The sequence below is a fragment of the Roseobacter sp. TSBP12 genome (assembly GCF_009129705.1).
GTDB lineage: Bacteria > Pseudomonadota > Alphaproteobacteria > Rhodobacterales > Rhodobacteraceae > Celeribacter > Celeribacter baekdonensis_A.
Genome location: NZ_PYIB01000052.1, coordinates 18,255 through 38,754, shown reverse-complemented (window position 1 = coordinate 38,754; position 20,500 = coordinate 18,255). Strand labels below are relative to the sequence as shown.

Genomic DNA, 20,500 nt, shown 5'->3' with positions numbered 1-20,500 from the left:
GTTGTGATTTAAGTCATTGGCGGCTTCTCTCGGAGGCTGTATTCTAGGTGAAAATACGCTCGGGAGGGGCCGCGATGACGAATGAGACAGCTCAATTTGGCGGGCAATGGACATCGCGTTTGATGATCTTTGACCTTGAGGATCGGATCAGCACACCCGTGCTTGAAACCGATTTCGAGATTGCCGCGCCCAACTGGACGCCGGACGGATCGGCGTTGATCGTGAATGGCGGGGGCAGCCTGTTTTGGGTCGATCTGGAGGCACCGGAATTGTTGGAGATCGACACCGGGCTGTGCATCAATCTCAACAATGATCACGGCATCTCACCCGATGGCGCGACCCTTTATTTCTCGGATCACACCTATGGCCGCGGCGCGCTGATCTGGCGGCAATCTCTGGACGGTGAGGCCGACCCGGAACAGGTCACGGAGAAACGCCCGTCGTGGTTTCATGGCATGTCACCCGATGGCCAATGGATTTGCTACACGGCGGTGCGCGAGGGGTTGTTTGGTATTTACGTCGCGGCAAACGATGGCTCCGGCGAGCATTGCGTGATCGAGGGTGGTCATCATTACGATGGCCCGGATTTCTCCGCCGATGGGGCGTGGATTTGGTTCAACTCGGACCGCACCGGTGCGTCCGAACTTTGGCGGGTGCGCCCCGATGGCTCGGGGTTGGAGCGGATGACTCAGGACGCGATGGTCAATTGGTTCCCGCATCCCGCGCCCGAAGGCGATGCGGTGGTCTATTTGGCCTATCCCGAGGGCACGGTGGGCCATCCGCCGATGATGCATGTGGAATTGCGGCTGTGGCGACCGGGGCACCCAAGTGAAACGCTGGTGACGTTGACCGGCGGACAGGGCACGATCAATGTGCCATCATGGTCGCCCGATGGGGGGGCATTTGCCTATGTTGAATACGCGGAATAGGGCCGGTGTCTCGGCTTTGATTTTGGCCAGTCTGGCCAGCCCGGTGTGGGGGGGTGACTTGCCCGCGCCGGTGACGGATGAGGATTACCTCACAGTAAGTCCGTCCGAGGTCGCTTTGGGGCAGCTTTTGTTCTTTGATCCGATCCTGTCGGGCAATGACAATATCTCGTGCTCGACCTGCCATCATCCAAAATTTGGCACCTCGGACGGGCTCTCTTTGGGCTTGGGTGAGGGCGGGGTCGGTCTTGGGCCGATGCGTGTGGCGGACCCGCAAAACCTGCCCGAACATCGCGTGCCGCGCAACGCGCCCGCGCTCTATAATCTTGGCGCGCATGAGTACACGCGGATGTTCCATGATGGTCGGGTCGAGGAGGTCGATGGCCATTTGCGCGTGCCGATTGAGGATGGGTTTTTCGCCACAGTGTCGGGCGTTTTGGCGACCCAAGCGGCGTTCCCCGTGCTCTCGCCCGATGAGATGGGTGGGCAGGTCAGTGAAAACCCCCTGTCCAAAGCGATCCGCAAAGGGCAATTTTCCGGTCCCGGCGGCGCATGGGACATGATCGCGGGTAAAGTCGCGGCGATCCCCGCGTATCAACAGCGTTTTGAGGCGACCTATCCCGAAATCGCCTTTGGCCGCCCTATCGCCTTTGCCGATATTTCCAATGCGGTGGCGGCGTTTATGGCGTTTGAATTCCGCTCTGATAACAGCCCCTTTGACCAATACCTGCGCGGCGACGAGGCGGCTTTGAGCGATCAGGCCAAGGCGGGGATGGCGCTGTTTTACGGCGAGGCGGGCTGTGCCGCCTGCCATTCCGGCGCGTTTCAGACCGACCATGATTTTCACGCCATGGGCCAGCCGCAATTTGGCCCCGGCAAGACGTTGATCTTTGAACAGGGTGCGCGCGACGAAGGCCGGTTCCGCGTCACCGGCCAGCCGCAAGACCTCTACGCCTTTCGCACGCCCGCCCTGCGCAATGTCACGCTGACATCTCCCTATGGTCACACGGGCGCCTACGCCGATCTGCGCGATTTTGTGGTGGCGCATCTGGCCCCCTCAGAGGCGCTGATGACCTATGATCGCGCACAGGCTGTGCTGCCCGATCTGCCGGTTGCGGATTGGGAGGTGATGGACACGGAGGCCGATGTCGCGGCGATACTGTCGGCGATCAAAGTACCGGACCGGAGCTTGCCCGACGATCAAATCGACGCGCTGATGGCGTTTCTTGCTGCGCTTGAAGACAATCCAAATCGGCTGGGCGTGCCGGACACGGTGCCATCAGGTTTGCCGTTTGAGAAGTAGCGTTTACTCCCGTGCCAGCTCGACCCAACGATCAAACCGGGTCAGTTCCACCCAATCACTCTCAAAGCCGTCGGGCCATGTGACCTGAACCTTTGCGCTCTCCGCGTTACCCAGGCCAAAGTGCAACGGCACCGCCTTGCCCGATCCGTGCCCGCCACCGATGCTCAGCTCTTGCACCTGTAGGCCCAGGTTGGTCAGCACCGACACCACCGCGCCGACGGCGGCTTTATTGGTCCCGGATTGCACCAAAGAGACGTCCAAATATTGCCCGGTGGTGGGCGTCACGTTTTCATAAAGCTCCATGTTGGAGCCGCGATTGACCACCACCAGATCGAGCTTGCCGTCACCATTTAAATCCACCAATCCCGCGCCGCGCGATTTTTCCAAGGACGCCACGCCCGCCGCAATCGAGACCTCGCGGAACGTCCCGTCCGGCCTTTGTTGCAACAGGTTGTTGGGGTCGCGTGCGGCGTTTGAGGGCATTTGTTCGACATTGCCCTTGGCGATAAACAGATCGGCCCGCCCGTCATTGTCGACATCGCCCCAATCGGCCTGCCAGCCGGTCGAGGGCCGCCCGTCATCGCCCAAATGCGGCCGATGGGCATAGGTGCCGATGTCAAAAGGCGCGGCCTCATAATGACCATTCGCGCGACCGAATTGCAGCAACTGATCCCCCATTGAGGTCAACATTACATCCGGGATCGCATCGCCATTGATGTCACGTTCCGCGATGCCCATGCCCCAAAGCGAGACCCGGTCCCAACCATCGCTCTCATCCAAAAAGCGATTGTTTTGAAGGTCATAGACCTGTTCGTAGCCGCCTTTGACGTAGTAATGCCGATCATTGGAAAGTCGCAGGCTTTGCACCCCCCGCGCGCCTTTGGACATCAGGGCGGAGAGCGTACAGAATCCCGGCGACAGGATGGTTTTGTCCCATCCCGTGGCGTTTGGGCGGTGTAATTCGTTGCTGTCACAGGCCTCAAACGGCCCGTCCGGGTTGTCACGGTCGACGTAATTGCCGAAAATCAGGGTCGGGCGGGTGTTGTCACCCTCCCACCCGGCGGCAAACGCCGTGGTCCAACGGTCGCCGCCGTCAAAGCCCCAGGCCTCTGAGGCCTCCTCAAAGGCGCAGTCGCCCAAGCCTTTTAACAGTAGATTTTTGCCGACCCGCAGCACCGCGAGATCGGTGATCCCATCGCTGTCGATGTCGATCGGATAGGCCCCGGTGACGCCCGTGATCTCGGCCATCTCGCCACGTTCAAAGGCCAATGTCCCGCCACGCTCGGAGCGGTTCACCATCAGGCTGGCGGGATTTTCACCGCCTGCGGCAAAGAGATCGGTCATCCCATCGCCATTGCAATCAAAGGAGGCGACGCCGCCGCCGACAAAATGTTCCCATCCGCCGCCGTAGACATGCGCGGGCAGGGCGTCGGAGCGATCTTGGAATTGTGGAATGGATTGCGCCATGAGGGCAGTGGGCGTGCAGAGCACACAGAGGGGGAACAAAAATCGGCGGGTCATCCCACAAGCATCTCCGTGGCCAGATCAAGTGCCAAGGCACCCGCACCCCGCGCCCAGACCAAATCTCCCCAGGCGTGAATTTCCACCGGGGTCGGCGGGCGTCCGGGTTTGTGGGTCAACATGCGGGTCTCGTGCAGCACATCTTCGGCATAGAGAAAATCGTAGCGCAAACGATCGCCGGAGAGAAGGATTAATGCCGGGTCAAACAGGGTCACGACATTGGCCAGCCCTGCGGCCAAATAGCGCCCGGCGCGGGAAAAAATTGTCCGCGCCAAGGCGTTGCCGTCTTTGGCCTGGCGATAGAGCGTTTCCAACATGTCGTCGGCGCTTCGGCTTTGCGGGCCGATGTTGAGCGCGGTGTGGGCCTCGCGCACCAAGGCATAGTCGGCGACATAGGCCTCAAGACAGCCGCGCTGCCCGCAGCGGCACAGCGCGCCGTCGAGTTGTACCTTGGTGTGGCCAAGTTCCATCCCGTGCCCCATGCCGCCGCGGTGCAACTGGTGCCGGATCACAAGGCCCATGCCCAACCCGTGTTCGATCGAGACCACGGCAAAGTTGTCCAACCCGCGTCCGGCGCCAAACCACAGTTCGGCCAGCGCCAAAAGATTGGCATCATTGTCGATCCGCACCGGCACGCCCAAACGTTCCGCCAAGAGGTCGCGCAGCGGGATATCGGCGGCTTCCATGAAGGGGCACCACAGCACATGACCTGCGTCGAAATCGACCATGCCGGGCAGGCCGAGGGCCACGGCGGTGGGCCGTGTGCCGGTCAGGTTCGCATCCTTGAGGCCCGCCGCGACGATGGTCTCGGCCTCAATCAGAATCTCGTCGGTCGTGCGCGCCATTGGGGGCGCGGGCAGGGTGGCCGAACCCAAAAGATTGCCGGCCAAATCCAGCACCACGGCGGAGTTGGAGCGATCCGAGATTTTGATGCCGACGATGATGCCGGATGTGGTGCCGATTTTGAGGCCGACGCGGGGGCGGCCCCGAGTGGAGTCTGTGTCGCGGCGGGGCAGTTCGGTTTCCTCGATCAACCCCGCGCCGATCAGATCGGAGGCGATTTGGGTGACGGTTGCGGGCGAGATGGCAAGCTGGCGCGCCAGATCAACGCGGGCGATGGCACCTGCGGCGCGCACCGCCTCAAACACTTGGCGTTTATAGGGTTTTGCGCCGGTGTCCGCGCTTGGGAACAGGGGGCCGCAGCCCGCCTCGGGTGGGGCTGGGTGAGTGGATCAACGGCGGTTTCCGTCGGGATGTCTGTTGTCACGTCAGGGATCATAAAAATTCGCCAATCTAATTTAATAGACGATTTACGCACCTTTTCGCCTAAGGTTTGAGCGATTAATGCATGGTTTATTTTGAATATCCATCAGAAAGTGAATGTTGGGCGTTATTATTATTTTGACACTCAAATTAAATATGCCATGATTTCTCCATCCCGACTGCGAGTCGGGACCCGTCGGCACTTATCTGTAGGAGGAGTGAGACCGACGTGGTTATTTGGGAGGATATTCATGCGTAAATCCATGTTGATGGCGGCCACCATTGTGGCTGCCGGCTTTACAACTTCGGCGTTCGCCGCCGATCTCACCGTCGGTGTGAGCTGGTCCAATTTCCAGGAAGAGCGCTGGAAAACCGACGAAGGCGCGATGAAAGCGGCGCTTGAGGCGGCTGGGGCCACCTATGTCTCCGCCGATGCGCAATCATCGTCGGCCAAACAGCTCTCCGATATTGAAAGCCTGATCGCACAGGGTGTGGATGCGCTCATCGTGTTGGCGCAAGACACCCAGGCAATCATTCCGGCCGTTGAAATGGCGGCTGACGAAGGCATTCCGGTCATCGCCTATGACCGCCTGATCGAAGATTCACGCGCCTATTACCTGACCTTTGACAACATTGAAGTCGGTCGTCTTCAGGCCAAAGCCGTGTTCGATGTTCAGCCGACCGGCAATTATGTCATGATCAAAGGCTCGCCGACCGATCCGAACGCCGATTTCCTGCGCGGCGGTCAGCAAGAGGTGCTTCAGGCGGCGATTGATTCCGGCGCGATCACCATTGTGGGCGAGGCCTACACCGATGCGTGGCTCCCGGCCAACGCACAGCGCAACATGGAATCCATCCTCACCGCCACCGACAACAAAGTGGACGCGGTTGTGGCCTCCAACGATGGCACCGCAGGCGGTGTTGTGGCCGCTTTGGCGGCTCAAGGCATGGCGGGTATCCCGGTCTCCGGTCAGGATGGCGATCACGCCGCTTTGAACCGTGTGGCTTTGGGCACCCAGACCGTGTCCGTGTGGAAAGACGCCCGTGAACTTGGCAAAAACGCCGCCGAGATCGCGGTCGAATTGGCGGGCGGCATGATGGCGGCCGATGTCGATGGCACCGTTGCTTTCACCACTCCGGGTGGCAATGACATGAATGCCAAATTCCTGGCTCCGATCCCGATCACCAAAGACAATCTGTCGGTGGTTGTGGACGCCGGTTGGATCACCAAAGACGCGCTGTGCCAGGGTGTTGAAAACGGCCCGGCCCCCTGTAACTGATCGGTTTCAGGACCGAAATCCTCCCGGTTCGCCGGGTATTTAGGACTGTTCCCGCCGGGTTCGGCGGGGGCGGTCCGCCTCATCACATCTGCTGTCGCGTTATCCGACACGCGCAGGCAGAGCAGAGATCAAGACATAAAGATCGGGACATGAGGCACACGAGGCGCAGACCTCGTTCAGACCTAGGGGAAGGCGACAATGGGGAAGGCGACAATGGCGGACCAATCACAGACAGCGGCGACACAGGCAGACACACAGGCGGGCCCACAGAGTTCCAGCAACAAAGGGTTTTTCTCCCTGTTGGAGATCGACATGCGGCTCTTGGGCATGGTGGGGGCGTTTATCCTCATCGCGCTGGCGTTCAATATGTTCACCGATGGGCGGTTTGTCACACCGCGCAATATCTTTAACCTGACCGTGCAAACCGTTTCGGTTGCGATCATGGCGACGGGCATGGTCTTTGTCATCGTCACCCGCCACATCGACCTCTCAGTCGGGGCTTTGTTGGCGATTTCCTCGGCCATTGGCGCGATGATGCAGGCGCGTTGGTTGCCACAGATTGTGGGTCTTGATTACGGCAATCCGCTGATCGCGCCGATCGCGATTGTGACCTGTCTGGCGGTCGGCACCCTCATCGGCGCGTTCAATGGCTGGCTGGTTGGCTATCAAAAAATCCCGGCCTTTATCGTCACCTTGGGCGGTCTGTTGATTTGGCGCTATGTCGGCTGGTACGTCACCGATGGTCAAACCATTGCGCCGCTCGATCAGACCTTTACCGTCTTGGGCGGGGCCGAGGGCACATTGGGCGTCACCCTGTCCTGGGCGGTCGGTATTTTGGCCTCAGCATTCACCATCTATGCCCTTTGGAACGCGCGCAACGCTCGGAAAAACCACGGTTTTCCGATCAAGCCGCTCTGGGCCGAAGTCACCATTGGCGGTGTCGCCGTGGTGGCGATCCTTGGCTATATCGCCACGCTCAACGCCTATGATATCCCGGTGGGCAAACTCAAACGCCTGTTTGAAGCGCGCGGCGAGATCATGCCAGCGGGCTATTCCGAGGCTTACGGCCTGCCGATTTCGGTGATCATTTTGATCGTCGTCGCCATTGCCATGACCCTTGTGGCCAAGAAAACCCGCCTTGGTAAATACATCTTTGCGACGGGGGGCAACCCGGATGCGGCAGAGCTTTCGGGCATCAACACCAAACTTTTGACGGTTAAGATCTTTGCGTTGATGGGCTTTCTCTGCGGTCTCTCTGCGGTGATCGCTTCGGCCCGTTTGCAAAGCCACGCCAATGACATTGGCACGCTTGATGAGCTGCGCGTGATTGCGGCGGCGGTGATCGGTGGCACGGCCTTGTCCGGCGGGATCGGCACCATTCACGGGGCCATTCTGGGCGCTTTGATCATGCAATCCTTGCAATCGGGCATGGCCATGGTCGGTGTCGATGCGCCGTTGCAAAACATCGTGGTTGGTTCGGTTCTGGTCTTTGCTGTCTGGATCGACATCCAGTATCGCAAACGTCTTGGTATGAAAATTTAAGGGGGAATAAGCATGGAAAACAGTGCAAACACAACCATGGGCAAGAACCCCAACACCGGCACGCCGCTGGTCGAACTCAAAGACATTTCGATCTCTTTTGGCGGGATCAAGGCGGTGGATCATGTCTCGATTGATCTGCACGCCGGCGAGGTCGTGGGCCTGTTGGGCCACAATGGCGCGGGCAAATCGACGCTGATCAAATGCCTGTCTGGCGCCTATCAAAAGGACGCGGGCGAGGTCTATATCAATGGTGAGAAGGCGGAGATCCGCAACACCCGCGATGCGCGCAAATACAATGTCGAAACCATCTATCAAACGCTGGCTTTGGCCGACAATTTGGACGCCGCCTCCAACCTGTTTTTGGGGCGCGAATTGGTCACACCGTTTGGCTTTGTCGATGAACCGGCGATGGAGGCGGAGACGCGCAAGATCATGGGGCGGTTGAACCCGAATTTCCAGAAATTCAAAGAGCCGGTGAGCGCGCTCTCAGGTGGTCAACGCCAATCGGTTGCCATTGCACGCGCGGTCTATTTCAACGCCAAAATTCTGATCATGGACGAACCCACAGCCGCGCTTGGTCCACATGAAACCCAGATGGTGGCCGAACTGATCGAAGAACTCAAAGCGCAGGGTTTGGGGATTTTCCTCATTGAACATGACATTCACAACGTCATGCGGCTCTGTGACCGCGCTATGGTGATGAAAAACGGCCAAAGCGTTGGCACGGTCAACGTTGACGAGGTCACGGATGAGGACATTCTGGGCATGATCATCATGGGGAAAAAGCCGCCGCAGGCATATTGATCTGGCCATTCCCTTTTTCTCATGGCGGGCGCTGATCCATCGCGCCCGCCGCACAACCAAACGGATATCTCATGTATATCGGACTTGATCTCGGGACCTCTGGTCTCAAAGCCATCCTGATCACGGAGGCGCAACATGTCGTCGCCGAAGCCAATGTGGCCCTGACCAATGAGCGCCCGCAGGATGGCTGGTCGGAACAGGACCCGGCCACATGGCTTGCCGCCAGTGATCGGGTGATGGCCGACCTTGGCACCAAGGCCGATCTCTCAGCGGTCAAAGGCATCGGTCTTTCGGGGCATATGCATGGTGCGACCCTATTGGACGGTGCGGATCAGGTGCTGCGTCCTTGCATCCTGTGGAATGACACCCGCTCCCATGTCGAGGCGGCGGAGATGGACGCCGATCCACGCTTTCGCGCCGTCACCGGCAATATCGTGTTTCCGGGCTTCACCGCGCCGAAACTTGCCTGGGTCAAACGCCATGAGCCAGAGATTTTCGCGCAGCTCAAAAAGGTGCTTTTGCCGAAAGACTACCTGCGGCTCTATCTGACCGGGGAGCATGTGGGCGACATGTCCGACAGCGCCGGGACCGCATGGTTTGACACCGGCGCGCGCGATTGGTCAGATGATTTGCTGGCCGCGACCGACATGGATCGCTCTTTCATGCCGCGCTTGGTCGAGGGCTCTGAGGTTTCAGGCACATTGCGCGCTGATCTCTGCGCCAAATGGGGCGTCTCGCCCACCTGTGTGATCGCGGGGGGCGGCGGTGACAATGCCGCCTCTGCCATCGGGGTGGGCGTTGTGAAAGCCGGGCAGGCCTTTGTGTCTTTGGGAACCTCCGGCGTGCTCTTTGCCGCCAACGACGGCTATCAACCGGACGCAGCCACCGCTGTTCATACCTTCTGCCACGCGCTGCCAAACATCTGGCACCAGATGGGCGTGATCTTGGCGGCGACCGATGCGCTCAATTGGTATGGGCGATTTGTTGGCCAAGACGCGGCGACGCTGACCCGTGCGCTTGGTGGGCTTGAAGCCCCCGGCAAGACCCGGTTTTTGCCTTATCTGGGCGGCGAGCGCACACCGTTGAACGACTCTGCCATTCGCGGCGGTTTTATTGGCCTTGAACATGCGACGGACACGCATGCGGGCACCCGCGCGGTGCTTGAGGGCGTGACCTTCGCGATCAAAGATTGCGCCGAGGCACTGGCCGCGACCGGCACCAAAATTGACCGGCTTTTGGCGGTCGGAGGTGGCTCGAAATCCCACTACTGGGTCGAGGCCATCGCCACCGCGTTGAATGTCGCCGTGGACCTGCCCGTGGCGGGGGATTTTGGCGGCGCTTACGGTGCGGCGCGCCTTGGCCAAATGGCTGCAACTGGGGGCGGGGCCGAGCTGGCCGCAACGCCCGCCATTGAGACAACGATTGAACCTAACCAAAGCCTGAGTGCTGCGTTTGAAGACGGGTTCGCCCGGTTCAAAGCGGCACAGGTTGCCATTAAGGGGCTGACATGACTGAGTTTTTCAAAGGCATTCCACAGATCCATTACGAAGGCCCGGCCTCGCATAATGAGTTCGCCTATAAATATTACAACCCGGATGAGGTTGTGATGGGCAAGCGGATGGAAGATCATCTGCGCTTTGGCGTCGCCTATTGGCACAGCTTTGCCTATGAGGGCGGCGACCCGTTTGGCGGGCGCACCTTTGATCGTCCGTGGTTTGGCGAGGGCATGGACAAGGCAAAACTCAAGGCCGATGTGGCCTTTGAGATGTTCGACATTCTGCAAGCGCCGTTTTTCTGTTTCCACGACCTTGATGTCCGTCCCGAAGGTGCGACTTTTGCCGAAAGCAAACGCAATCTTGAGGAAATCATCGACTATTTCGCCGAGAAAATGGAGACGTCGAAAACCAAGCTGTTGTGGGGCACGGCCAATCTGTTCACCCACCGCCGGTTCATGGCCGGATCGGCGACCAACCCGGACCCGGACGTGTTTGCCTACTCCGCCGCGACAATCAAATCCTGTATGGATGCGACGATCAAACTGGGCGGGGCCAATTACGTCCTTTGGGGCGGGCGCGAAGGCTATGAGACGCTGCTCAACACCGATCTGACACGCGAGGCCAACCAGGCCGCGCGGATGTTGGAAATGGTGGTCAATTACAAACATAAAATGGGCTGGGACGGGGCGATCCTGATCGAACCGAAGCCGCAAGAACCGTCGAAACACCAATATGATTTCGATGTCGCCACCGTTTACGGATTTCTCAAACGCTATGGGTTGGAGAATGAGGTCAAAGTGAACATCGAACAGGGCCACGCCATCCTTGCGGGCCATTCCTTTGATCACGAATTGGCGCTGGCGGGCTCTTTGGGCATCCTCGGGTCCATTGACATGAACCGCAACGATTACCAATCCGGCTGGGACACCGACCAATTCCCGAACAATGTGCCCGAAGTGGCTCTGGCCTATTACGAGGTCTTGCGCGCGGGTGGGTTCACCACGGGGGGCACCAATTTCGATGCCCGTATTCGACGTCAATCGCTCGACCCGGAAGATTTGATTTTAGGTCATGTCGGCGCGATGGACATCTGCGCGCGCGGGTTCAAAGCCGCAGCAAGGATGTTGGAAGACGGTAAATTGGAAGCGGCACGTCAGGCGCGCTATGCCGATTGGGATACGGCCGCGAACCAAGCCATGCTGAAAGACGGCGATCTGGAGACAATCCAAGCCCGCGTTCTGGCCGATGGCGTCAACCCGGAACCGCGGTCCGGACGTCAGGAACGGTTGGAGAACCTGGCGAACTCATACCTGTAAGGGTTTGATTTGTAATGTGGAAAGGGCGGGGTGTTCCCGCCCTTTTTATTGCTGATTTGAGTATTTGGGCTGCTATGAAGGGGTTAGGCTTTCGATAATGTGCGATGGATCGCGTCGGTCCAACCGTCATATTTTTGCTTGCGCAGCGCCGCGTCCATCTGTGGGCTAAAGGTCGCGTCGGCGCGCCAGACCTTGGCAAATTCATCCGGTTCTGGGCACAGATCGACCGCAAGCCCGGCCAGATAGGCGGCACCCAAAGCGGTGGTTTCCAAATTGGCCGGACGGTCCACCGGCGCGCCCAAGATGTCGGCCAGGAATTGCATCGCAAAGGGGTTGGCCGACAGGCCGCCATCGACACGCAGGGTGGTGTCCTCTGGCGTGGCACTCCAATCGGCATGCATCGCTTCGATCAGATCGCGGGTCTGATAACCGACGCTTTCCAAGGCGGCGCGGGCAAACTCCGCAGGCCCGGTGTTGCGCGTCAGGCCAAAGATCGCGCCGCGCGCCTCGGCATCCCACCACGGTGCTCCGAGGCCGGTGAAGGCGGGGACGAGGTAGAGGTTTTGTTCGGGATCGGCCTGTTGTGCCAACTCGAGCGTGTCTTTGGCGTCGGTGATGATGCCAAGCCCATCGCGCAGCCATTGCACCACGCCCCCGCGACAAAGATAGACCCTTCGAGTGCATAGGTGGGGGTGCCGTTCAATTGATAGGCGATGGTGGTGAGCATCCGGTTTTGCGATGTGACTGGGGTGCTGCCGGTGTTCAACAGGGCAAAACAGCCGGTTCCATAGGTGGATTTCATCATGCCGGGGCGAAAACACGCCTGACCGACCGTGGCCGCCTGTTGATCGCCCGCAACGCCGCGAATGGGGATCGGCGCGCCGAACAGGGTGGTTTCGCCAAAGTCAGCGGAGCTGTCGCGCACCTCGGGCAGCATCTCTATCGGGATGCCAAGGCGGTCGCAAATCGTCGCGTCCCATGTGCCTTCATGGATGTTATAGAGCATGGTGCGACAGGCGTTGGTGGCGTCTGTGGCATGGACCCGGCCCCCCGGATTGCCCTCTGTCAGGTTCCAGATCAGCCATGTGTCCACCGTGCCAAATTTGAGCCGACCCGCGCGCGCCATCTCGCGCGCACCTTCGGTTTGATCGAGGATAAAGGCCAGTTTGGTGGCGGAGAAATACGGGTCTAACAAAAGCCCGGTGCGCTTTGTCACCTCCGCCTCAAAGCCATCGGCGCGCAGTTTGGCGCAGGTCGCGGAGGTGCGCCGATCTTGCCAGACGATGGCGGGGGCGATGGGGTTTCCGGTCTCGGCGTCCCAGACCACGGTGGTTTCGCGTTGATTGGTCAGACCCAAGGCGGCCGGGTATGCGCCAGAGTCCGTGACAGTGTCCGCGAATACATTGCGGATCACTCGCACAGAGGTCTGCCACAAATCCATCGCGTCATGTTCGACCCAGCCCGGATGCGGGTAATATTGGGTGAATTCCTCTTGGGCGCTGGAAATGGGCCGCAGCTCCGCGTCAAACAGAATGGCGCGGGTCGAGGTCGTGCCTTGGTCCAGGCTTAAAATCGTGTTGCTCATGTCGTCTCCCTTGACCCAAACGATAGGGCGCGGATCAGGTTTCGACAAGCAGGGGATCGATAGGAAGGGGCGGCCCCATCGTCATATAATTGCCGATCTTCGCCAAAGCCGCCGCCGAGGATGAGGTCATAGCTGCTTTGGTGCGATCGGGGGGCGGAAGGGAGTTGGTATCGCCCTCTTTGCTAAATGAAAAGCGCAGAGCATGTATGCGCGCCCTTGTCATTTGGCCGCCAATCAGGGAGTTTTACCGAAAGACCCAAGCCGCAGCAAGAACCCAAACCAAGAGGTCGCGTCGATGAAATTTTTCCCCATGTTCCTTCGGGTGGCTGAACGAGATGTTGTGATCGTCGGCGGCGGGGAAACGGCGGCGCAAAAAGCGCGGCTGATGTTGAAAACCGAGGCGCGGTTGATTTTTGTCGCCCCCGAACTGGACCTCGAACTGGCCGCTTTGGTCGACGAGGGCCGCGCGCGCCATCACAGCGGAACGATCTCGCCGGAGTTGTTTCGCGGTGCGGCGCTGACGTTCATCGGCACCGGCTGTCCGGGGACAGATGCCGCGTTGCATGCCTTGGCGCGTGAGGCAGGGGCCTTGGTCAATGTGGTCGATCAACCCGCACTCTGCGAGGCGACGACGCCGTCGATTGTGGATCGCGATCCCTTGGTGGTGGCGATTGGCACCGAAGGGGCGGCACCGATCCTGGCACGTCAGATCAAAACCCGGTTGGAAAGCATTTTGGAGCCGCGTTTGGGCGATCTGGTGGGCTTGGGCGGGCGGCTCAGGGGCGCTGTGGCGGCGCGTGTGCCACGCGAAAACCGCCGTGCTTTTTGGCGCTGGGTCTATGATGACGCGCCGCGTCGCCTACATGCACGAGGCGCCGAACGCGAGGCGGCAGAACTGATCAAACAGGCGATTGAGGCCGGGGGCGCGCCGAAAGAGGCGGGCACCAAGGGGGCCGTGACGCTGTTGCCCGTCAGCAGCCTTGAACCGGATCTGATGACCCTGCGCGCGGTGCAGCGGTTGCAGGAGGCCGATTTGGTGCTCTGTTCGGATGCGAGTTTTGTGCCGATCCTGGAATTGGCGCGCCGCGATGCCGCGCGTATCGTGGTCGGGCGCGATCATGGCACCGAAGATTGGCTTGTATCCGATCAACGCAAGGTGATTTTGGATGAATTCGCGACGGGCGCGCGGGTCGTCTGGCTCGTGGCGCGCCGCGATGCGGAGCGGGCCGCGCTTGGCCTGCCGGAGGATATTGAACGGGTGCCCGCTGTTCGGGTTTAGGTGGGTTTAGGAGATAAGCATGAGTGATCTGGAACATCGTATTGCCGTGGCGCGGGGCGAGGTCCCGGCGGATATTGTCCTCAAGGGCGGGATGATTTTTGATCTGATGACCGGCGCATTGATCACAGGCGATGTGGCCATCGTTGGCGACCGGATCGCGGGCGTTTATGAGAGCTACGAGGGTGCACGCGAGATTGATGTCAGCGGCCAGATTATTGTTCCGGGCTTTATCGACACGCATTTGCACATCGAAAGCTCTCTGGTCACGCCGTTTGAATTTGACCGCTGTGTCGCGCCGCGTGGGGTGACGACGGCGATTTGTGATCCGCATGAGATTGCCAATGTCATCGGTCTGGACGGCATTCGGTATTTTCAAGCGGCCTCTGAGCACACGGTGATGGACATCCGGGTGCAGCTCAGTTCGTGCGTGCCCTCGACCCATATGGAAACCGCAGGAGCCGAGCTTTTGGCCGAGGATTTGGCCAAGGTCATGGGGCATAGGTCCGCCATCGGGCTGGCCGAGTTCATGAATTATCCTGGCGTCATTTACCGCGACCCGGAGGCGATGAAAAAGCTGTATCTGTTTGAAGATGCACATATTGATGGCCATTGCCCGCAACTCTCGGGCCGTGATCTCAACGCCTATATTGCGGCGGGCATTCGCACCGAACATGAGGCAACCACGGCGGATGAGGCGCGTGAAAAACTGCGCAAGGGCATGCGGGTTTTGATCCGCGAGGGGTCGGTGTCGAAAGATTTGCACGCGTTGCAGCCGCTTTTGTCCGATCTGACCGCGCCTTACATGTGCCTGTGCACCGATGATCGCAACCCGTTGGACATCGGCGAACACGGCCATTTGGACTACATGATCCGCACCTTGATTGCGCTTGGCTGTTCGCCTTTGGCGGTCTACCGCGCGGCCTCTCTGTCCGCCGCCGAGGCCTTTGGCTTCAAGGATCGTGGCATGATCGCGCCGGGCAAACGCGCCGATCTTGTGGTGATCGACAGTCTAGAGGGCTGTCATGCCTCACGCGTGTTTGCCGGTGGGGTTGAGGTCACGGAGGCCGCCTTTGCCGCGCGCGGGTCGGTCGATCCGATCGGGCGGCACTCGGTCAAAGCGCGCAAAGTGACGGCGGAGGATTTTCGTACCACCGGCAACCGCGAGCAGACCGATGTGATCGGCATCCTCGAAGGTAAAATCATCACCGAACATCTGCATGAGACCATCCCCATCATTGATGGCGACAAGCGCCCCGATCCGACCCGCGATCTGACCCGGATCACGGTGATCGAGCGCCATGGTAAAAATGGCAATATCGCCTCGGGTTTTGTCAAAGGCTTTGGTGTCAAGGCAGGGGCGATTGCCTCGACCGTTTGCCATGATCACCACAATATCGTGGCTGTGGGTGTCGATTACGACGATATGGCCTTGGCTGCGAACCGCTTGTCGGAGATCGAAGGCGGCTTTGTTGTGGTCCGCGATGGCGTGATCTTGGCGGAATTGGCACTGCCCGTGGCGGGGTTGATGAGCCTTTTGTCGTTCGAAGAGGTGCGCGATCATTTGGTCGATCTGCGGGCGGCGGCGGCGTCCTTGGGGGTCACATTGGAAGAGCCGTTTTTGCAATTGGCGTTTTTGGCGCTTCCGGTCATTCCGGCGCTCAAAATCACCGACCGCGGCATGGTCGATGTGATCAAATTCGAAATCATCGTCTGATTTTTGTGCATTTTTTGATCTGCGCAGCCTTGGGAGTGGGCGGGGGGCGTGTGTGTTGCGCAAAGTGAACCGATCAGTTCATTTTTAGAGATTCTACAATTGACAAAACTGTCAACTCGGCACATTTGAGAGAGAGCAATGGGCGCAACGCGTCCTACTTTTTCAAATCAGGAGGTTCCTTATGACCCGTTCGATTTTGGCTGTTTTTGCACTGACGCTGACACTGGCCGCCTGTGACGCCGTGGATACATATCCCGTGTCGCAATGCACGACCGCCGATCATTATCCGGTCGCCTGTCAGCCGATTTCTTCGACCGATCACCCCGGTGATTTGGCCATCACCGCCGCCCCGGATATGATGGGTGCATAAACGGGCGCTAGGCCACAGTTTCCCCGGCTTGGTTGCGCAATATCGCGCGGCCAAGGCGGATTGAGCCATCGCGAATGTCGCTTTCAAGCGCCGAACACAGCGCCGTCACATCGCGCGCCTCCATGGCCGCCAACATTTCTTTGTGGCGGTCGATCATGGCGCTGACTTTGATGGTTTTGATCACTTGGCGCTGAAAGGGGCCGAGCTGTAACCACAGGCTTTCGATCATCGGCATCACCGCTTGATGCGGGTTGAGCCCGTAGAGGTCTTTGTGAAAGGCCTGATTGATCCGGGTCAGCGCGTCCAGATCGCCCGCGGCCAATGCCACATCCATCTGATCGTCAAGTGCGCGCATTTTTTCGATGATGACGGTAGAGATATAGGGAAACGCCCGCTCTGCGGCGTGGGTTTCCAAACTGATGCGCAGATGCACCAGCTCCTCAAATCGCCCAAGACTCATGTCGGGGACTTTGAGGCGGCGGTTGCCCAACACCTGAATGGCATTTTCCGAACTCAACCGGCGCACCGCCTCGCGGATCGGGGTGGGGCTGAGGTTCAATTCCTGCGCCAGTCCGCGAATGGTCAGCGCGGTTCCGGGCGCAAAAGCCCCGACAATGATGGCATTGCGCAAGCGGCTATAGGCATATTCCTGCGTGGTGGTGCCATGATCCCCCGTAAATTCAGGAATAGCTGATGCCGCCATGGGTGTCGGACCTTGCTGTTGTCTCAATATCGCGAGAATGGCGCGTGTTTGAGGTTGACACAAGCCTAAAAGAGATCACAAAGTAATAAATGGTATCACATTTAGGGGCGCGATATGACATCGGCACAGACAGGATCGGTAACAGCTTCGGAACAGGCAGAGCTTTGGCGCTCTGAGAACCCGGAAATCGAGACGATATTCGCCTGTATTTGCGATCTCAACGGTGTGATGCGCGGCAAACGTGTGCCGGTCGATCAGCTTGATAAAATCTTGGAGGGCGGGCTGCGGATGCCGCTCTCGTTGCTCAGTATGGACATTTGGGGCGAAGATATTGAGGGCAACGAATTGGTCTTTGATACCGGCGATGCCGATGGGTTGTGCGATTTCACCGGCCGCGATTTAAGCCCGGTCGATTGGATCAGTCGCCCGGCGGCCTTTGCCCAGCTTTGGATGCGGCAAGAAGACGGTTCGGTGTTTCCGGGCGACCCGCGCCGCGCCCTCGACACGATCACGGCCCGGTTCAAGGCGCTGGGTCTGACGCCGGTTGTGGCGACCGAATTGGAATTCTATGTCGTTGACCCCTCCGAGGCTGCACCGCAACCGCCGTGCTCGCCGGTCACTGGCAAGCGCCTTGATTCTGATGGCGCGCTCTCACTCGATGAGTTGGAGCATTTCGACGCGTTTCTTAATGAAATCTACGATGGCTGCCGTGCCCAAGGCATCCCGGCGGATGCGGCCATCTCGGAAAACGGGGCAGGGCAGTTTGAGATCAATTTCATGCATGTCGCTGACCCGCTAAAGGCGGCGGATGATGCGGTTTTGTTCAAACGTCTGGTGCATGGCATCGCCCGCAAACATGGGTTTGCCGCGACCTTTATGGCCAAACCGTATGGCGACCGCTCCGGCTCGGGCATGCATGTCCATTTCTCGCTGGTCGATGAAGAGGGCAACAACGTTTTTGACGATGGCGGCAATGAGGGCACCGAAGTGATGCGCCAAGCGGTTGCGGGTCTTTTGGAAACGATGCAGGAAAACGCCTTGGTGTTCGCGCCGCATGAAAATTCGTTCCGTCGGCTTTTACCCGGTGCCCATGCGCCCTCGACCGTGTCGTGGGGCTATGAAAACCGCACCGCCTCGATCCGCATCCCCGGCGGCGGCCATAAGGCACGGCGGATCGAACATCGGGTCGCGGGGGCGGATGCCAACCCCTATCTGGTGCTCTGTTCGATCTTGGGCGGCGCGCTTTTGGGGATTGAAAACAAATGGGTGCCAAGCGCGCCCATCGTTGGAGATGCCTATTCGCAGGACCTGCTTCACTTGCCCTATGACTGGGCCTCGGCGATCGAAGCCTTTAGTCGCGGACGCCATGTCGAAGACATCTATTCCAAGCGCCTCAAGCGCATGTTCGTGCAGTGCAAACAACAAGAGCTGCGCCGTTTTGCCCGCCATGTCACTGATTTCGAATACCATTCTTACCTGGAGGCCGTGTGATGGCTCATCCCTACGCGGGCACCGGCGCGCATACGACAAGCTACTATGCCGCCTCAGCCAACCCTGTGCCGGACCGTCCGGCCCTGACGGGCGATCATGAGATTGACGTCTGTGTTGTGGGCGCGGGCTATTCCGGCCTCTCGACCGCGCTGCATTTGATTGAAAAAGGCTATAAGGTTGCGATCCTTGAAGGTGCGCGCGTCGGCTGGGGCGCGTCCGGGCGCAACGGCGGTCAGATCGTCAACGGTCTGAACGCCAGCCTTCAGACCATCGGCAAGCGCTACGGTGGTGAGACTGCGACATTCGTGGCCGGTCTTGTGCAAGAGGGCGGTCAGATCATCCGCGAGCGGATCAAGACCTATGACATTCAATGTGACCTCAAAGAGGGCAATGTCTTTGCCGCTTTGACGTCGAAACACATGCAGGAACTCGAAGAACGCCGCGCGCTTTGGGCCGGATATGGCATCCACAATCAGGATATGCTGAGCGCAGACGAGATGCGCGCCCATGTCAAATCGGACCTCTATGTCGGGGGTATGATTGATCATTCCGGCGGCCATATGCACCCGCTCAACCTTGCGCTTGGCGAGGCGGCGGCGTTTGAATCCCTGGGCGGCGTGATCTATGAAATGTCGCCAGTGACCTCGGCGGACACAGAGGTGGCGCGGCCGGTTGTGCGCACGGCTGAGGGGTCTATGACCTGCAAAACCTTGGTGCTCTGCGGCAATGCCTATCTGGGCCATGTCGTCCCGGCGCTGACCGCGCGGGTGATGCCGGTGTCGACGCAAGTGATGGCAACGAAACCGCTGGGCGAGGCCTTGGCAGCCGAGCTGATGCCCACCGATGTCTGCGTTGAGGACGTGCGCTATATCCTTGATTATTATCGTATGTCTGCCGACAAGCGGTTGCTGTTTGGTGGTGGCACGGTCTATGGCGGGGCCGATCCGAAGGACATCAAAGCCAAGCTCAAAGGCAATCTTGATAAGGTCTTTCCGCAGCTCAAAAACGTCGAGATCGACTATGCGTGGAGCGGCAATTTCGCGCTGTCTTTCTCGCGGGTGCCACAGATGGGCCGCCTTGGCGCCAACACCTATTTCGCCCATGGCTATAGCGGTCACGGCGTCACCGGATCGCACACCTTTGGCCGCATCCTGTCCGAGGCAATCCATGGCGATCTGACCCGGTTTGACGTGTTTGCCGCCTTGCCTTGGATTCCGTTCCCCGGCGGGCGCGCGTTGCGGGTGCCGTATTCGGTGATCGGATCGTGGTGGTACGCGCTGCGCGACAAACTGGGTGTCTAAAACACTGGGTGTCTAAAACATGGTACGCCGCGCTCCAGAGGGGGCGCGGCGCAGGCTTATCTGACCCCTATACAGACCGAAACTTCTTAATCCGAGCAAGTAAATTTCACGGCCCCACGCGGCTCTGACGCGCTTTGCGACTGCGCAGGTGTCTTATAGGATTGACATTCGGCCTCTCACTACGGATGAGCAGGGTCGGCCAGATTTCAGATCCTACATGAGATCAGGGACTGCGTAGGTGTCCGGCCCCAACTCTACGCGATCATTCATCGCGGGCCATCTGCGATGACGAAGATGGAGGCAAGGGGGCGCGTCGTTCCCAACGAGGTGAGGTTGCCCAGACAGAGACGGACGGAACCCGATAATCTCCTTCGACAGGGTGGCGGAGGGCAGATCGGCGAACGGATCGTTCGTGATGGCTCTGAGGGCCTGTGCCTTCGTGCGTCTGGTCTTCTTTACAGCCTCTGCGGTGGCGCGTTCGATCACTTTGAACCACGGAGGGTCGCATACGTTCAGCCCTTTAGCGCGTCAGGTCTGGCAAGCTCTTTTTTTCCCCAAGCGGTTGCGGCGGGCGTCTGTCAAAAGTCTTCGTGTCGTGATAGACGG

General features: G+C 59.3%; 15 protein-coding genes and 1 pseudogene. 12 read left to right on the top strand and 4 right to left on the bottom strand.

Annotated elements, in window-relative coordinates; translation table 11 throughout:
- Positions 1 to 74: 74 nt before the first annotated feature.
- Together C8029_RS15750 and C8029_RS15745 are read left to right on the top strand one after the other, a co-directional pair.
- On the top strand, positions 75 to 929 hold the full coding sequence (locus tag C8029_RS15750; RefSeq protein WP_009571726.1) for a TolB family protein: 855 nt from the start codon (positions 75 to 77) through the stop codon (positions 927 to 929).
- Entirely contained in the window at positions 910 to 2,229 is a 1,320-nt protein-coding gene (locus C8029_RS15745; protein ID WP_009571727.1) for a cytochrome-c peroxidase, read from the top strand. The genes C8029_RS15750 and C8029_RS15745 overlap by 20 nt, the downstream gene beginning before the upstream one ends.
- 3 nt (positions 2,230 to 2,232) lie before the next feature.
- On the opposite strand, the gene C8029_RS15740 is transcribed toward C8029_RS15745, so the two are convergent.
- Both C8029_RS15740 and C8029_RS15735 read right to left on the bottom strand, forming a co-directional pair.
- Entirely contained in the window at positions 2,233 to 3,750 is a 1,518-nt protein-coding gene (locus tag C8029_RS15740; RefSeq protein WP_152003255.1) for a CRTAC1 family protein, read from the bottom strand.
- On the bottom strand, positions 3,747 to 4,943 hold the full coding sequence (locus C8029_RS15735) for an ROK family transcriptional regulator (RefSeq protein ID WP_040402167.1): 1,197 nt from the start codon (positions 4,941 to 4,943) through the stop codon (positions 3,747 to 3,749). Before C8029_RS15735 ends, C8029_RS15740 begins: the two co-directional genes overlap by 4 nt.
- A 321-nt stretch (positions 4,944 to 5,264) precedes the next feature.
- Here C8029_RS15735 and xylF point away from each other — a divergent pair, with 321 nt between their 5' ends.
- The 5 genes from xylF (at position 5,265) to xylA (ending at position 11,451) form a co-directional block, all read left to right on the top strand.
- Positions 5,265 to 6,293: a D-xylose ABC transporter substrate-binding protein gene (gene xylF / locus C8029_RS15730; protein WP_152003254.1), complete on the top strand. Its 1,029-nt coding sequence runs from the start codon at positions 5,265 to 5,267 to the stop codon at positions 6,291 to 6,293.
- A gap of 213 nt (positions 6,294 to 6,506) precedes the next feature.
- On the top strand, positions 6,507 to 7,835 hold the full coding sequence (locus C8029_RS15725; RefSeq protein WP_040402168.1) for a sugar ABC transporter permease: 1,329 nt from the start codon (positions 6,507 to 6,509) through the stop codon (positions 7,833 to 7,835).
- Positions 7,836 to 7,871: 36 nt separating this feature from the next.
- Positions 7,872 to 8,639: an ATP-binding cassette domain-containing protein gene (locus tag C8029_RS15720; protein ID WP_040402171.1), complete on the top strand. Its 768-nt coding sequence runs from the start codon at positions 7,872 to 7,874 to the stop codon at positions 8,637 to 8,639.
- A 71-nt stretch (positions 8,640 to 8,710) separates the two neighbouring features.
- The gene (gene xylB / locus C8029_RS15715; RefSeq protein WP_152003253.1) at positions 8,711 to 10,150 is read left to right on the top strand and encodes a xylulokinase; all 1,440 of its coding nucleotides are present in this window, start codon (positions 8,711 to 8,713) and stop codon (positions 10,148 to 10,150) included.
- Positions 10,147 to 11,451, top strand: a complete 1,305-nt coding sequence (gene xylA, locus C8029_RS15710) for a xylose isomerase (protein ID WP_152003252.1) — start codon at positions 10,147 to 10,149, stop codon at positions 11,449 to 11,451. The genes xylB and xylA overlap by 4 nt, the downstream gene beginning before the upstream one ends.
- An 83-nt stretch (positions 11,452 to 11,534) precedes the next feature.
- On the opposite strand, the pseudogene glpK reads toward xylA, so the two are convergent.
- Positions 11,535 to 13,036 (bottom strand): annotated as a pseudogene (gene glpK, locus C8029_RS15705) (glycerol kinase GlpK).
- Positions 13,037 to 13,331: 295 nt separating this feature from the next.
- Between glpK and C8029_RS15700 the strand changes: the two are divergent.
- The 3 genes from C8029_RS15700 (at position 13,332) to C8029_RS15690 (ending at position 16,399) form a co-directional block, all read left to right on the top strand.
- Entirely contained in the window at positions 13,332 to 14,315 is a 984-nt protein-coding gene (locus C8029_RS15700; protein WP_081583696.1) for a siroheme synthase, read from the top strand.
- Between the two features lie 19 nt (positions 14,316 to 14,334).
- Entirely contained in the window at positions 14,335 to 16,029 is a 1,695-nt protein-coding gene (gene ade / locus C8029_RS15695) for an adenine deaminase (protein ID WP_009571737.1), read from the top strand.
- A 181-nt stretch (positions 16,030 to 16,210) separates the two neighbouring features.
- Positions 16,211 to 16,399 (top strand): hypothetical protein, encoded by a 189-nt coding sequence (locus C8029_RS15690; protein ID WP_009571738.1) that lies wholly within the window; start codon positions 16,211 to 16,213, stop codon positions 16,397 to 16,399.
- A gap of 7 nt (positions 16,400 to 16,406) precedes the next feature.
- Here the strand turns inward: C8029_RS15690 and C8029_RS15685 are convergent, their stop codons facing one another.
- Positions 16,407 to 17,102, bottom strand: a complete 696-nt coding sequence (locus C8029_RS15685; RefSeq protein ID WP_009571739.1) for a GntR family transcriptional regulator — start codon at positions 17,100 to 17,102, stop codon at positions 16,407 to 16,409.
- A 114-nt stretch (positions 17,103 to 17,216) separates the two neighbouring features.
- Between C8029_RS15685 and C8029_RS15680 the strand changes: the two genes are divergently transcribed.
- Together C8029_RS15680 and C8029_RS15675 are read left to right on the top strand one after the other, a co-directional pair.
- On the top strand, positions 17,217 to 18,593 hold the full coding sequence (locus tag C8029_RS15680) for a glutamine synthetase family protein (RefSeq protein ID WP_009571740.1): 1,377 nt from the start codon (positions 17,217 to 17,219) through the stop codon (positions 18,591 to 18,593).
- Positions 18,593 to 19,894, top strand: coding sequence for an NAD(P)/FAD-dependent oxidoreductase (locus tag C8029_RS15675; protein WP_009571741.1), 1,302 nt, complete (start codon positions 18,593 to 18,595; stop codon positions 19,892 to 19,894). The genes C8029_RS15680 and C8029_RS15675 overlap by 1 nt, the downstream gene beginning before the upstream one ends.
- Positions 19,895 to 20,500 lie beyond the last annotated feature (606 nt).

Bases quoted from the DNA above. Each gene is read 5' to 3' on its own strand.
- ade (WP_009571737.1), top strand. From the start codon at position 14,335: ATGAGTGATCTGGAACATCGTATTGCCGTGGCGCGGGGCGAGGTCCCG.
- C8029_RS15720 (WP_040402171.1), top strand. From the start codon at position 7,872: ATGGGCAAGAACCCCAACACCGGCACGCCGCTGGTCGAACTCAAAGAC.
- C8029_RS15700 (WP_081583696.1), top strand. From the start codon at position 13,332: ATGAAATTTTTCCCCATGTTCCTTCGGGTGGCTGAACGAGATGTTGTG.
- C8029_RS15675 (WP_009571741.1), top strand. From the start codon at position 18,593: ATGGCTCATCCCTACGCGGGCACCGGCGCGCATACGACAAGCTACTAT.
- C8029_RS15725 (WP_040402168.1), top strand. From the start codon at position 6,507: ATGGCGGACCAATCACAGACAGCGGCGACACAGGCAGACACACAGGCG.
- C8029_RS15690 (WP_009571738.1), top strand. From the start codon at position 16,211: ATGACCCGTTCGATTTTGGCTGTTTTTGCACTGACGCTGACACTGGCC.
- xylA (WP_152003252.1), top strand. From the start codon at position 10,147: ATGACTGAGTTTTTCAAAGGCATTCCACAGATCCATTACGAAGGCCCG.
- C8029_RS15740 (WP_152003255.1), bottom strand. From the start codon at position 3,750: ATGACCCGCCGATTTTTGTTCCCCCTCTGTGTGCTCTGCACGCCCACT.
- C8029_RS15745 (WP_009571727.1), top strand. From the start codon at position 910: ATGTTGAATACGCGGAATAGGGCCGGTGTCTCGGCTTTGATTTTGGCC.
- xylB (WP_152003253.1), top strand. From the start codon at position 8,711: ATGTATATCGGACTTGATCTCGGGACCTCTGGTCTCAAAGCCATCCTG.
- C8029_RS15685 (WP_009571739.1), bottom strand. From the start codon at position 17,102: ATGGCGGCATCAGCTATTCCTGAATTTACGGGGGATCATGGCACCACC.
- C8029_RS15680 (WP_009571740.1), top strand. From the start codon at position 17,217: ATGACATCGGCACAGACAGGATCGGTAACAGCTTCGGAACAGGCAGAG.
- xylF (WP_152003254.1), top strand. From the start codon at position 5,265: ATGCGTAAATCCATGTTGATGGCGGCCACCATTGTGGCTGCCGGCTTT.
- C8029_RS15750 (WP_009571726.1), top strand. From the start codon at position 75: ATGACGAATGAGACAGCTCAATTTGGCGGGCAATGGACATCGCGTTTG.